The 12,987-nt window shown below is 67.0% G+C and carries 10 protein-coding genes; 1 reads left to right on the top strand and 9 read right to left on the bottom strand.

Annotated elements, in window-relative coordinates; all coding sequences use genetic code 11:
* Positions 1-183: 183 nt before the first annotated feature.
* The 9 genes from AC1REK_RS00005 to AC1REK_RS00045 form a co-directional block, all read right to left on the bottom strand.
* Positions 184-1,449 (bottom strand): NAD-dependent epimerase/dehydratase family protein, encoded by a 1,266-nt coding sequence (locus AC1REK_RS00005; RefSeq protein WP_492267656.1) that lies wholly within the window; start codon positions 1,447-1,449, stop codon positions 184-186.
* The gene (locus AC1REK_RS00010; protein ID WP_492267655.1) at positions 1,446-2,657 is read right to left on the bottom strand and encodes a DegT/DnrJ/EryC1/StrS family aminotransferase; all 1,212 of its coding nucleotides are present in this window, start codon (positions 2,655-2,657) and stop codon (positions 1,446-1,448) included. The genes AC1REK_RS00005 and AC1REK_RS00010 overlap by 4 nt, the downstream gene beginning before the upstream one ends.
* A gap of 149 nt (positions 2,658-2,806) precedes the next feature.
* Positions 2,807-4,285 (bottom strand): glycosyltransferase, encoded by a 1,479-nt coding sequence (locus AC1REK_RS00015; RefSeq protein ID WP_492267654.1) that lies wholly within the window; start codon positions 4,283-4,285, stop codon positions 2,807-2,809.
* A complete protein-coding gene (locus tag AC1REK_RS00020; RefSeq protein WP_492267653.1) occupies positions 4,249-5,115 on the bottom strand; it encodes a hydroxymethylglutaryl-CoA lyase in 867 nt (288 codons plus the stop codon). The genes AC1REK_RS00015 and AC1REK_RS00020 overlap by 37 nt, the downstream gene beginning before the upstream one ends.
* A 1-nt stretch (position 5,116) precedes the next feature.
* Entirely contained in the window at positions 5,117-5,821 is a 705-nt protein-coding gene (locus tag AC1REK_RS00025) for an ABC transporter ATP-binding protein (protein ID WP_492267679.1), read from the bottom strand.
* 2 nt (positions 5,822-5,823) lie between these two features.
* Positions 5,824-7,602 carry a branched-chain amino acid ABC transporter ATP-binding protein/permease gene (locus AC1REK_RS00030; RefSeq protein WP_492267652.1) on the bottom strand — a complete coding sequence of 593 codons (1,779 nt, stop codon included), beginning with the start codon at positions 7,600-7,602 and terminating at the stop codon, positions 5,824-5,826.
* Complete coding sequence (locus AC1REK_RS00035; RefSeq protein ID WP_291640011.1) at positions 7,602-8,519, bottom strand: branched-chain amino acid ABC transporter permease; 918 nt, start codon at positions 8,517-8,519, stop codon at positions 7,602-7,604. Before AC1REK_RS00035 ends, AC1REK_RS00030 begins: the two co-directional genes overlap by 1 nt.
* 212 nt (positions 8,520-8,731) lie before the next feature.
* A complete protein-coding gene (locus tag AC1REK_RS00040; RefSeq protein WP_492267651.1) occupies positions 8,732-9,934 on the bottom strand; it encodes an ABC transporter substrate-binding protein in 1,203 nt (400 codons plus the stop codon).
* 70 nt (positions 9,935-10,004) lie between these two features.
* Positions 10,005-11,327 (bottom strand): hydroxymethylglutaryl-CoA reductase, degradative, encoded by a 1,323-nt coding sequence (locus AC1REK_RS00045; RefSeq protein ID WP_327522593.1) that lies wholly within the window; start codon positions 11,325-11,327, stop codon positions 10,005-10,007.
* 159 nt (positions 11,328-11,486) lie between these two features.
* Between AC1REK_RS00045 and AC1REK_RS00050 the strand changes: the two genes are divergently transcribed.
* Complete coding sequence (locus AC1REK_RS00050) at positions 11,487-12,926, top strand: aminotransferase-like domain-containing protein (protein WP_492267650.1); 1,440 nt, start codon at positions 11,487-11,489, stop codon at positions 12,924-12,926.
* Positions 12,927-12,987: the final 61 nt, after the last annotated feature.

Genomic DNA, 12,987 nt, shown 5'->3' on the forward strand with positions numbered 1-12,987 from the left:
GTTAAACTCCTCAGCGCTGATGGTACTGTGTCTCAAGACCCGGGAGAGTAGGTCGTCGCCGGGCCTGTCAAGGATATCCCTCCAAACAATGATGAAATTGAAAAAACCGCCGCTTCAGATCCTTCTGGGATCCGAAGCGGCGGTTTTTTTGTTTTCTGTCTCGTCCCGGGCTCGCCGGCCGGATCAGGCTGCGACGGCCATCACCGTCTCGAAGGTGCGGGCCAGGTTGGACGCCCGATCGGTGAGTGCCGCCGACTCCTCCGAGTACTCGGTCTCGAGGCCGAAAAGCATGCCGATCATCGAGACGATCGACAGCAGAGCCCGGCCGGGCGCAGTCTCTCTGACCGCAGCAGCCACGCCCGAGCGCCCCGTACCCTGCAGCTCACCCTGACGGGCGGCAAGCGGGGCTGCCTCCCCGACCGGTAGCGAGGCGGTACGCGCCACCAGCCCATAATCCAGCACGCGCGCCATCTTGATAAGGTGGCGATACCAGGCCACCGTCTTCGTCACGAGGCCGCGCTCGACCTGACCTGCCTCGAGCGCACGATGAATCTCGCGCACGCCGACCGGTATGTCCACGCAGGCGGAGAAGCCGAGAACCTTTCTGGCCTTATCGAAATTGACGCTGTAGTCGCGCTTGTCGGCATCCCCGGGCGCGAACTGGACCTGCACCGGCGTCGGCACCGCCCTTCTCACCGCTTCGCTCAGTTCGATCATGCGGAAATTCGCCAGGCCGACATTGAAGACCTCGCCGCCGACAGCATCGGCGTTCGCTTCCAGCGCGCACATGAAGGCCCTGGCTGCGTCCTGGACATGCACGAGCGGCCGCCTTTGCCGCCCGCCGCCGGTCACCACGATCTGGCCGCGCTCGAAAGCGCTGAGGGCCATCACGTTGACGACGAGATCGAAGCGCATCCGCGGCGACAGGCCGAATACCGTCGCATTGCGCAGCGCCACGGTGGTGAACCCCGGCCGGTTCATCGCCCTGATGGCCTCCTCGGCCTTTGCCGCAGCCTGGGCATAGGCCGTCAGCGGGTTGAGCTCGCTGTCCTCGGCGAGGTCCGCATCTCCGCCTGCGCCATAGACCGAGCATGATCCCGAGAAGACGTAGCGCTCGACGCCGGCGCTCTGCGCGCTGCGTGCCAGATCGACCCTGCCCTTCTCGTTGATTTCCCAGGTCAGCTGGAGGTCGACCTCGGCTGCCGGGTCGTTCGACAGGCCCGAGAGATCGAGGACGCCCCAGCATCCTTCGAGCTCCCGCGCGCCGAGATCCCTGATGTCGATCGTCTTCAGATGGAGCGCCGGGTGGCCGGCATAGCGGCCAAGCGTGCCGACGCCGAAGAAGAAGCGATCCAGCGCCCTGATGCGATATCCCGCCTCAAGCAACCGGCCGACGAGGACGGAGCCGATGTAGCCACCGGCGCCGATCACCGCAACTGTCTTGCTCATAGCGCCGCCACTCCTCTCTCTTCGATTGCATGGGAACCCAGGGACGGGATGACCTCGTAGCGCAGCACGTTGAGGACGTAGTCCTGCTCCTCCTCGGTCAATGTCGGGAACAACGGCAGGCACAGCGTGCCTTCGCCCCAATCGAGCGAGACCGGGAAATCGTGCCGTTGGACCGCGGGGTCGTTTCGATACAGGCTGAGCTCGGTCACGCTGCGGTAGTTCACCGTCGCGCCGATGCCCTGGTCGTTGAGCGTGCGCATCACCCAGTCGCGCTGTCCGCCGGGCACATGGATCGGGAACAGATGGCGGGCCGAGATGACGCCCGGCTCTATCGTCGGGACGCCCAAAGGCGTTCCTGCGAGGCTGTCCTCGTAGCGCTGTGCCAGGGCCTCGCGCCGCGCCAGTCTCTCATCGACGGTATCGAACTGGGCTTCGAGCAGCACGGCCAGCAGGTCAGGCAGATTGGCCTTGGTACCGAGCCGGGCGACGTCCCAGTGCTGATACCGCCCGCCCGAGAAGCGCTGGGCTGCGGCGGCCGACATGCCGTGCAGCACCGTCTCCTTCAGATTGGCGGCGAGTTCCCCGTCGTTCGTGACCACGGCGCCGCCCTCGCCGCAAGTGACGTTCTTCGTCGCATAGAAGGAGAAGATCGCGGCATCACTGTCCTGGCCCGGCCGGCGCCCGTTGCGCGTGCCTTCGAAGCAGTGCGCGGCGTCCTCGATGATCCTGATCTCCGGCCGCAAGGCTTGGCGCAGGGCGGGGATGTCGACCATCTGGCCATAGAGGTGCACCGGGATCACCGCCCTGGTCCGCGGCGTGACTGCGGCCTTGACCAAGGCGATGTCGATCAGGAGCGTCGAGGGCTCGACGTCCACGAACACCGGCCTTGCTCCGACCTGCTTCACGACATTCGCCGTCGCCACGAAGGTCATCGCCGGCACGATCACCTCATCGCCCGGTCCGATTCCGAGGGCGAGGAGCACGGCCACTGCGCCCTGCGTCCAGCTGCTGGTCAGCTTTGCATGGGAAGTCCCGAAAATGGCGCAAAGCTGTTCCTCGACCCGGGAACAACGCTGTCCGCTCGTCAGAAATCCGCTTTCGATAACTTCAGCGACCAGTGTTGCGCTGCTCGCCGGCAATGAATGACGGTAAAACGGCACCCGCATGCCCGCCTCCCGGTCAGAAATTAAATTTTCAAGAACGATCAAGTATGGCGAACGTAATATCGCCCGCTCAGAATAAGTTCACGGAAACTTAGGGCAATCAACGAAATAGCTTTTACGAGTAACGGAAAATACGGATTAGCTACCCATAATGAATTGAAAGGAGAGGTAATCCGTTTTTGCCATGCCCTTCTCTAGTGCGTCCGGTGTTGCTGAGAATGGGCTGGCGGGTTTCCGGCTCCCGGCTCGCCGCAATAGAGATCGCGCAGGGAGGCGGCAATCGTCGTCCAGTCCCCGGTCGCCAGAGCGACACGATAGGCGTTCTCCGACAATGTGCGCCATTGCGCGGGCCCGATCTTTTCCGCGGCGTGCATTGCTTCCGCGACGGATTCGGCGCTGAGACCGGAGATGGCAAGCCCGGCACCGCCCGCCTCGACCTGGCCGAGCAGCCCGGTTCCTTCCGACAGGATGAGCGGCAGGCCCATGAGGCCGGCTTCCATCAGCGCCAGCGGCATATGGTCGAAACGCGACGGCGCCACATAGAAGTCCCACTCGCTTGCCGCCGCGACCTTGTCCTGCCCGAAGCGCGGCCCTTCGATCGTGCACATGTCGGCGACGCCGAGCGCAGCGCACATCTCGGTCAGTTGCTGATGCGTCTGCCCGCTGCCGAACAGCGCGAGCCGACCCTTGCCGCCGGAATGGCGATAGCGTGCGAACCCCGCGATCAGCAGATCGAGGCCCTTGTGTTCGATCGCCAGACGCCCGAAGAACCCGAAGGTCGGAAACTGCGGGGACGGATTGCGGCCGGTCGGAGCCTGCGGAATGCCGTCGATGCTGCTCGAATAGACGGCATTGGGCAGGAGCGCGACCTTCGCGCCGGGTACCAGCCAGCGCACGACGTCGGCTTCATGCGGCGTCAGGGCATGCACGAAGCGTGCGGCGTTTAGCGCAAACTGCTCGAGGAGCTTGATGTAAAGCACGGCTCTCGGGCGCTCCAGCTTGCCATCCAGGCTGTAGATGTGGCCGAAGCGGCTATGGGCGGTGACGCCGAAGGGCAGACGGCGCCGGCGCATGGCGCGCGAGATCGGCAGAAGCAGCGGCTGCCTGACGCCGTGAATGTGATAGAAGGTCGAAGGACCGCTCTCGGCGAGGATCGCCTCCAGCACGTCGCGGTCGAGCCCGATATGGCGCCCGAGGACCTGGCGCCCCCGCAGCGGCAGGATCTGGGCCGGAAGCCCCGAAGGCACCTCCGGCGCTCGCCCCGGAGCTGCGAGGAAGATCAGGCGCGAGCGGTCCCCCGCATGGATCTGTTCCAGCGCGAGCTGCCGCGCGACCTGATGCAGGCCGTTGGCTCCCGAAGGATGGTCGTCGGCCTCGTCGAAGATCAGATGTCTGATGTCGAGTGGCCGATCCCGCAGGCCACGCTCGGAAGTCCCCCCAGCCAAGCTCATTGCCCAACCCACTGCTTGTCCGATCCCCCGATCGGCGCCGCACACACTGAAGAAGCCCACGCAGTTGACGTTAGGTACAATCGTCGACGTTCGCGGGGCGCCGAGATAGTGCGCGGAAGGGGTAGTCAGAGTGGCGAGTGGGTTCGCTGTTGGAATGCCCTTCGGAAGTGGGAAGCGCCGACCTGCTATTGGGCGGTCTGGCGCAGACGCGTTCCGATCCATCGTCCCGCTTGTTCAAGCGCCGAAAGGTCGATGCCGGTCGAAACGCCGGTGGCTTCGAAATGCGCGACGAGGCGCTCGGTCGCTAGATTGCCCGCGGCTCCGGGCGCATAGGGGCAGCCGCCGGTCCCGCCCACCGCGCCGTCGAAGATGCGCAGGCCGAGTTGCCAGGCTGCTTCGACATTGGCGATCGCCTGGCCCGAGGTGTCGTGGAAATGCCCGGCGAGCATGGCGGCCGGCCCGCGCCGCAAGGCCGCCTCGACCATGGCCTGCGTCCGCGCCGGAGTGCCGCGCCCGAGCGTGTCCGACAGCGCGATCTCGTTGCAGCCGAGCGCGAGCAAGTCGGCTGTGACCGCTGCGACCGCCTCCGGCGCGATCTCGCCCTCATAGGGACAGTCGAGCGCGCAGGAGACGTAGCCGCGCACCGGCACGCCGGCGCGTTGTGCGAGCGCCATCACCGGCCGGAAGCGCGCAATGCTCTCGGCGATCGAGCAATTGGTGTTCTTCCGGCAGAAGCTCTCCGACGCCGCGGTGAACACGGCCAGCGCCTGCGCGCCGGCAGCGAGCGCGGCCTCGGCGCCTTTCTCATTGGGAATCAGGGCCGAATAGGTCACACCCGGCCGGCGGTCGACGCCGCGCATCACCGCGTCATGGTCGGCCATCTGCGGCACCCAGCGCGGCGAGACGAACGCCGTCGCCTCGATGCGGGAGAGGCCGGCCTCCGCGAGTCTGCCGATCAGCGCGAGCTTGTCGGTGGTGGCGATCGGCGTCTTCTCGTTCTGCAGCCCGTCGCGCGGGCCGACCTCGACGATGGTGACCTTGCGGTCCGCCATCTCAGGCTCCGAGATAGGCGGAGCGGACGCGCTCGTCGCGCAGCAGCTCGGCGCCCGTGCCTGCGAGCGTGATCGTGCCGGTCTCGATGACATAGGCCCGATCGGCGACGGCGAGCGCCTGATTGGCCATCTGCTCGACCAGGAGGATGGTCATCCCTTCCTCGCGCAGCCGGCGGATCACGGCGAAGACCTCGCGGACGATCAGCGGGGCGAGGCCGAGCGAGGGCTCGTCGAGCAAGAGCAGCTTCGGCCGCGCCATCAGCGCGCGGGCGATCGCCAGCATCTGCTGCTCGCCGCCCGACAGCGTACCGGCGAGCTGGTCCTGCCGCTCGGCGAGCCGCGGGAAGATGCCGAAATAGCGTTCGATATCGGCTTCTATGCCATCCTCGTCTCTGCGGCCATAAGCGCCGAGCACGAGATTGTCGCGCACGCTCTGGTCGCCGAAGACCATGCGCCCCTCCGGCGAGTGGCCGATCCCGAGCCGGACGCATTCATGGCCCTTGATGCCTGCGATGTCGCGCCCTTCGAAGCGGATCGCGCCGCCGGCGACCTTCACCAGCCCTCCGATCGCCCGCATCAGTGTCGACTTGCCGGCGCCGTTGCCGCCGATCAGCGTCACCACCTCGCCTTGCCCGACCCGCAGCGAGATGCCCTTCAGCGCCTCGACCGCGCCGTAGCGGACCTTCAGCCCTTCGATCGCGAGCATGCTCATGCGGCCTCGTCCTCTTCGGCGCCGAGATAGGCGGCGACGACCTTGGGATCCCGGCGGATCGCCTCGGGCCGTCCCTCGGCGATCAGCGCGCCGTAGTCGAGCACCAGCACATGCTGGGAGATGCCCATGACGAGATCCATGTGGTGTTCGATCAGCAGCACGGTGACTCCGGCCTGCTGGATGCGGCGGATAACCTCGCCGAGCTCATGGGTTTCCTGCGGGTTGAGGCCGGCGGCCGGCTCGTCGAGCAGGAGGAGCTTCGGCTGCGAGGCGAGGGCGCGGGCGATCTCGAGCCGCCGCTGCAGGCCATAGGGCAGGCTTTTCGCCGGCTCATGAGCACGCTCGCCGAGGCCGAGATCGGTGAGCAGTGCAAGCGCGTCGGCGCGCGCCTTGGCCTCTGTCCGGCGGCTCGCTGGCAGGCCGAGCAGGGAGGCCGCAAAACCGGTCTCGATATGCAGATGCGCGCCGAGCAGGACGTTGTCGAGCGCCGAGAGCTCGCCGAACAGCTTCAGGTTCTGGAAGGTCCGGGCGATGCCGAGCCCCGCGACGCGATGCGCCGGCAGGCCGACCGTCTCGCGCCCCTCAAAGCGGATCGAGCCGCCATCGGGCGCGACATGGCCGGAGAGCAGGTTGAGCAGGGTCGTCTTGCCGGCCCCGTTCGGGCCGATCAGCGCATGCACCTTGCCGGCGCTGATCGCGAAGGAGACGTTGCGGACCGGCACGATGCCGCCATAGGCCTTGTAGAGGTCCTTGACGACGAGGATTTCGCCGCTCGCCGCCGCTGCCGAGGTTGCCGCCAGAGCACTGTGGCCGGGGACCGCAGGCGGGAGCACCTTGCCCTGCCGCCACCTCGCAGCGAGGCCGGAAACCGCCCCGGCGATACCGTTCGGCATCAGATAGAGCGAGAACAGCAGGAGCGCGCCGTAGGTGAAGTGCTGCAACGCCGGCCAGCGCGCCAGCCAGGCATCGAGCAGCGTCAGGATCACCGCGCCGAAGATCGGCCCGTAGAGCGAGCCCGAGCCGCCGAAGATCACCACCACCAGCAGCAGGATCGACAGGTTGAAGGTGATGAAGTCGGAGTTGAAATACTGGTTCTGCTGGGCGACCACTGCGCCGGCGAGCGCGCAGGTCACGGCCGAGATCACGAAGGCGAGCGTCTTGGCGCGTACCACGGAGATGCCGACCGACTGCGCCGCGGGTTCGGCCATCTGCACCGCGAGGAAGGCCCGGCCATAGCGGCCGGCGAGCAGCGAGCGCAGCATCAGATGCGTCGCGATGCACAGCGCCCCGACGAACCAGACCCAGTGCAGATTGGTGAAGCTCACCCCGCCGAGCGAGGGCGGGCTGATGCCGTAGAAGCCGGCCTGGCCCTTGAAGATGTCGGTCCACTCCGTGACGATCTTCTCGACGACGATGCCGAAGCCGATCGTCACCATGGCGAGGCTGGGACCCGAGACGCGCACCGACGGCATCGCGATGACCAAGCCGAAGATCGCCCCGAAAACGCAGGCCAGAACGAGCGACAGCCAGGGGTTGATGCCCCATTCGATATTGGCGATCGCCGCCGTATAGGCGCCGACCGCGAAGAGCCCGGCATGCCCCAGCGATTTCTGCCCGGCATAGCCGACGAGCACGTTGAGGCCCGCCGCGGCGAGATAGTTCACCCCGATCGTGAACAGGATCTGCAGGTAGAAATCGTTGAGTGAGAGATAGGGAACGAGCGCCAGCGCTGCCGCGAGCGCCGCCACCCCGATGGCGTGGCCGAGCGCCGGCATCAGATCTTCTCCACGCTGCGTGCACCCATCAGCCCGCTCGGGCGGACGACCAATACGATGATGATCAGCAGGAAGATGGTGATCTCGCGCATCTCGGCGCGCCAGAGCCCGACCAGTGCCTCGACCACGCCGAGCAGGAAGCCGCCGAGCATGCAGCCGCGCGGGCTGGTCAGCCCGCCGACGATCGCAGCCGAGAAGGCCTTCAGCGCGACGCCGAGCCCGATGAAAACCGAGGCGGTGGTGATCGGCGCGATCAGGATGCCGGCGAGACCGGCCAGCGCCGAGGAGATCACGAAGGCGAGGATGACGATCGTCTCGACATTGATGCCGACGATCGCGGCCGCCTGCGGATTGAAGGCGACGGCCCGCAGTGCCTTGCCGAAGCGCGTCTTGCGCAGGACGATGTCGAGCCCGACCATGACCGCGACCGCGACGACCGCGATCAGCACCTCCTGCGGCCGGATGCCGGCGCCGGCGATGCGCCAGACATCGCTGCCGAGCGGCGAGGGCACGGCGATCGAGGCCGGCCCCCAGATCGCCAGCGCGGTGTTCTGCATGATGATGCCGAAGCCGATCGTGCTCAGCACCCAGTTCAGGCCGCCGGCCCCGACAAAGGGCTTGATCGCGCAATAGTAGAGCGCGACGCCGATGGCGCCGACCACGACGACGCTGGCGATCGTCGCCAGCACATAGGCGGTCATCGTCATCTCGGCCTGGGTGAGATTGCCGAAATGCGGCTTGCCCGCCGCCAGCAGCAAGAGCGAGACGCCGACCAGGCTGCCCGGCACCAGGAAGGCGCCCTGTCCGAAATTGAAAGTCTTGGTCGTGGCGTAGGTGATGTTGAAGCCGAGCGCGATCAATCCGTAGATCGCGCCCAGCGCCAGACCGCTGGCCAGAGCCTGAAGGAATGCCGTCATCGTCTCTCCGCCACGACTCAGGTCGTTTGCGCCATCATTTTGAGCGGCCAGCGCCTGGAGTCGCCACCAGCCAATCCGTTTCCACTCGCACGCCGTCATGCTCGCCCCTGTGGCGAGCATCCACGTCTTGAACACCGCATGTGATCAGTGAAGCGAAGACGTGGATGGTCGGGACAAGCCCGACCATGACGGAGGAGGCCTGCTGGAGCGGCTCAGCGCTTCAGATCGGCCGCCGTCAGGCCCTTGACCACGGCGTCGTCGAGCTTGACCACGCGGCCGTCCTTCCACTGCGCGAGGTGGAAGTCGGCGACGCCGAGCGCCTCGTGCTGCTCCTTGCTGAAGGGCTTCTCGTATTTCTTGATGATGCCCTGGACCGCGCCGAGGTTTTCGAGCGCCTGCTGGACCTTCGGCCCGTCGGTGCCGCCGGCCTGCTTTATCGCGGCGGCGATCAGCATCACCGCGTCATAGCCCTGCGCGGCCGAAACGAAGGCCGGCATGTTCGGGTGCTTGGCCATCAGGCGCTTGTGCAGTGCCGCGGCGCGGTCGCTGGCGTCCTCGGTGGTCGACGCCGCGAAGATCGTCTTCTCGGCGAGCTTGGGGCCGGCGATGTTGATCAGCGGCGTGTTGATCGAGCCCCAGGTCGAGAGCAGGCCAGGGTAGTAGTCCATCTTCTCCATGCTCTTCAGCACCTGCGCGGTCGCGTCGGCGAGCGAGCCGGTGATGATCATGTCGGCGCCGGCCGCCTTCAGCTTGGCGAGCTGCGAGGTCATGTCGGTGTCCTTCGGCCCGAACTTCTCGATGCCGACCGGCTTGATGCCATGCAGGGCGAGGATCTCCTGCAAGTCCTTGGTCGCCGCTTGGCCGTAGCCGGTGGTGTCGGCGATGATCGCGACATTCTTGGTCTTCGAGGCCTTGACCGCATAGGCAGCGAGCAGAGCGAGCTGCTCGCGGTCGACCATCGAGACGCGGAAGATGTAGTTCTGCGGCTCCTTGGCATAGCGGGCGGTGATGTCGGTCGCGGTCGCGACATGCGAGACCACCGGCACTTTCTTCTGCTGCGGGATGTGCAGCCAGGCGAGCGCGTTGCCGGAGTTGGTCGGACCGACCACGGCCGCGACCTTCTCGTTGTCGATCAGCTCGTTCATGTTCTGGATCGACTTCGGCGGCGCGCCGGCATCGTCGCGGACGACGCCGACGACCTTGCGGCCGAGCACGCCGCCTTGGGCGTTCAAATCCTCGATCGCCGCCTGGAAGCCGTAGAGGCCGGAGAGTCCGAGCTCGGCGGCGCCGGAGGCCGACTGGTCGGCGTTGTAGCCGATCTTGATCTCGTTTTGCGCGAAGGCCGGCAGCGACAGCGCCATGCCGGTCGAAACCAGCAGGGCGCCCAGCGCGCGGCGCGAAATCAGGGTGTTCATCAGCGTTCCTCCGGTTGTCGTCCGCTTTATGCGGTTCTGTGGTGAGAGTTGAAGGGAATAGGGCGCAAGGTCAGCCGCCCTTGCGGCGCTCGGCGAGCAGCTCGCGGGCGCGGTCGACGCGGACATCGTGTGTGCGGGCGAGCTCGGCGGCGATCGCCTCGATCTCGGCGCCCTCGGCCCCGGCGACGATGGCGATGTTGCGTGCATGCAGCGCCATGTGGCCGCGCTGGATGCCCTCGGTCGCCAGCGCCCGCAGCGCCGCCATGTTCTGGGCGAGGCCGACCGCGACGGTGACCTCCGCCAGCTCCTGTGCCGACTGGACGCCGAGCAGGCGCAGCGACCATTGCGCCAGCGGATGCGTCTTGGTGGCGCCGCCGACCAGGCCGAGCGCCATCGGCATCTCGATCGAGCCGACGAGATTGCCGTCCTTGTCCTCCTCCCAGGTGGTCAGCGAAGTGTAGCGGCCGCTGCGGGCGGCATAGGCATGGGCGCCGGCCTCGATGGCGCGCCAGTCATTGCCGGTCGCGACAACCACGGGGTCGATGCCGTTCATGATGCCCTTGTTGTGGGTGGTGGCGCGGTAGGGGTCGATCGCCGCGAAGGTATAGGCGTCGAGCATGCCGTCGATCATCCGCCGGCCGGAGAACTCCTTGGTCGCGAGCGCCGCCTCGGGAATGGTGACGGTGGCCCGCGCCAGCCGGAGATCGGCGAGGTTCGACAGGATGCGCAACCGCACCGTGCCGCCGGTGATGCGCTCGACGATCGGCGCCACCGTCTCGGCCATGGTGTTGACGGTGTTGGCGCCCATCGCGTCGCGGACATCGACGAGCAGGTGCATCACCACGATCGGTCCGCGCGGCGTCTGCGGGAAGACATGGACCTCGATGCCCTGGCAACCGCCGCCGAGCGAGACCAGCACCTTGTCCTTGGCATTGGCGGCGGCGACGATCTCGGCCTGCGCCGCCAGCAGCTTGTGGCGCGCGCCTTCGGGATCGCCGATGCCCAGCAACTGGACCTGCGCCCGCATGATCGGCCGGTCGCTCGAGGTGCGGAAGCCGCCGGTGCCGCGGGCAATGCGTGCCATATAGGAGGCGGCGGCGACGACGGAGGGTTCCTCCACCGCCATCGGGATCAGGTAGTCCTTGCCGTTGACGGTGAAGTTGGTGGCGACGCCGAGCGGCAATTCGAAGGTGCCGACGACGTTCTCGATCATGCCATTGGCGAGATTGAGCGGCAGCCCGCCGGGCTGGGCCAGCAAGGCGCGGTCGGCATCGGCGAGACCGGCGGCAGCGACGGCCTCGGACAGTCGCTCGGCGCAGCTCAGATTGCGATAATTCTCGATGCGCGAATTCACTGCGCGCGCGGCATCGCCGCGTGCCTGGGCCGTCGTCATGTCGTTTCCTCCCCAGCCGGGGTTTTTGCTGCGCCGCGTTGGAGATCGACGCTTCTTCGATTGACAAGCTCGGACAATCGCGGAAGAGCGGCAAGGCACAATTTCTGCAATGTCCCATTCTCTGTACCAGTCGATTTACTGGTACAGATGCGAGGTCCGATGGACGAGCAGGCCGAAGGCAACCGCACCGGCGCGATCGTCGCGCGCATCGGCCGGATGATCGACGAGGGGCTGCTCCAGCCCGGACGGCGCATGGCCTCGCTGCGGAGCGCCGCGGGCGAATACGGCGTCTCGAAGAACACCATGGTCGAGGTCTATGACCGGCTCGTCGCCAGCGGCCGGCTCGAGGCGCGGCGCGGCGCCGGCTTCTACGTCCGCGCACCCGGTCACCGTCCCAGCGACGCGCCTCCGCCGCACATGACCGAGGCGATCGACATCGTCTCGCTGCTGCGCGAGCAGCTCTGCCAGGTCCATCCCGTCCGCGTCGGCGACGGGCGCCCGCCATCCTCCTGGATGGAGGATTCCGAACTCGGCCGGCACTTGCGCCTGCGCGGCGGCAAGGACGATCTGCCGGTCAAGCACGGCTATGGCGATCCGGTCGGCTATGGTCCGCTGCGGGCCCAGATCGGGCTGATGCTGGCCGAGCGCTCGATCCAGGCCTCGCCGGCGCAGATCCTGATGACCTTCGGCGTCAACCACGCGCTCGACCTGATCATTCGCCATCTACTACAGCCCGGCGACACCGTGCTGGTCGACAGCCCCGGCTATTACCCGCTCTTCGGCAAGCTGAAGCTCGGGCGGATCGAGATCGCCGGCGTCCGGCGCCTTGCCGACGGGCCGGATCTCGACGATCTCTCAGCCCAGATCGCGCGGCACCGGCCGAAGATCTTCTTCACCCAGTCGCTGGCGCATAATCCGACCGGTGGCTCGATCGCGCTGCCGGTCGCCCATCGCCTTTTGCAGATCGCTGCGCATCACGACCTGATCATCGTCGAGGACGATCCCTTCGCCGATGTGATGCCAGCGAGCGCGCCGCGGCTCGCCGCGCTCGATCAGCTCGAACGCGTCATCTATGTCGGCACCTTCTCCAAGACGCTCTCGGCCAGCCTGCGCATCGGCTACATCGCCGCGAGCCCGGCGCTCGCCCGCTCGCTCGGCGACATGAAGATGCTGACCGTCGTCAACTCGTCCGGCTATCTGGAGCGGCTGATCAGCGACCTGATCGCCAGCGGCCAGTACCGTCACCACCTCAAGCGCCTGGGCGAGCGGATCGGCAAGGCGACGCGCAGCGCCTTCGCCAGCCTCGACCGTCTCGGCCTGCCGATCTTCGCGCGCCAGGGCGGCGGCTATTATCTCTGGGTCGGCCTGCCCGCGCAGTTGGACGATCTCGCGCTGGCGCGCCGGGCCTCGGAGCAGGGCATCTTCATCGCGCCCGGCACGGTCTTCCTGCCCGACAGGCGGTCGGGCGAGCTCGATGCCGGCCTGGGCGGCATGCGCGTCAATGTCGCCTATGCCGACGATCCCGCCTTCGTCGCCTTCCTCCAGAAGGAGCTCGGCGACTTCGCCGCGACGGCCAATACTGCGGCCGACCGACCGTAAGGGCGTTCTGGTCCGGGCTGCGTCGTGCGAGAGGCTGGGCCGCCTCTCGCCATCTGCCTTG

Source organism: Allobosea sp. GW823-FHT02B03, assembly GCF_058797755.1.

What these genes read in the sequence shown, in the direction of transcription:
- AC1REK_RS00025 (WP_492267679.1), bottom strand. Translation starts at nt 5,821, where the DNA reads ATGCTCGCGATCGAAGGGCTGAAGGTCCGCTACGGCGCGGTCGAGGCG.
- AC1REK_RS00035 (WP_291640011.1), bottom strand. Translation starts at nt 8,519, where the DNA reads ATGACGGCATTCCTTCAGGCTCTGGCCAGCGGTCTGGCGCTGGGCGCG.
- AC1REK_RS00020 (WP_492267653.1), bottom strand. Translation starts at nt 5,115, where the DNA reads ATGGCGGACCGCAAGGTCACCATCGTCGAGGTCGGCCCGCGCGACGGG.
- AC1REK_RS00045 (WP_327522593.1), bottom strand. Translation starts at nt 11,327, where the DNA reads ATGACGACGGCCCAGGCACGCGGCGATGCCGCGCGCGCAGTGAATTCG.
- AC1REK_RS00015 (WP_492267654.1), bottom strand. Translation starts at nt 4,285, where the DNA reads ATGGATCGGAACGCGTCTGCGCCAGACCGCCCAATAGCAGGTCGGCGC.
- AC1REK_RS00050 (WP_492267650.1), top strand. Translation starts at nt 11,487, where the DNA reads ATGGACGAGCAGGCCGAAGGCAACCGCACCGGCGCGATCGTCGCGCGC.
- AC1REK_RS00005 (WP_492267656.1), bottom strand. Translation starts at nt 1,449, where the DNA reads ATGAGCAAGACAGTTGCGGTGATCGGCGCCGGTGGCTACATCGGCTCC.
- AC1REK_RS00030 (WP_492267652.1), bottom strand. Translation starts at nt 7,602, where the DNA reads ATGCCGGCGCTCGGCCACGCCATCGGGGTGGCGGCGCTCGCGGCAGCG.
- AC1REK_RS00040 (WP_492267651.1), bottom strand. Translation starts at nt 9,934, where the DNA reads ATGAACACCCTGATTTCGCGCCGCGCGCTGGGCGCCCTGCTGGTTTCG.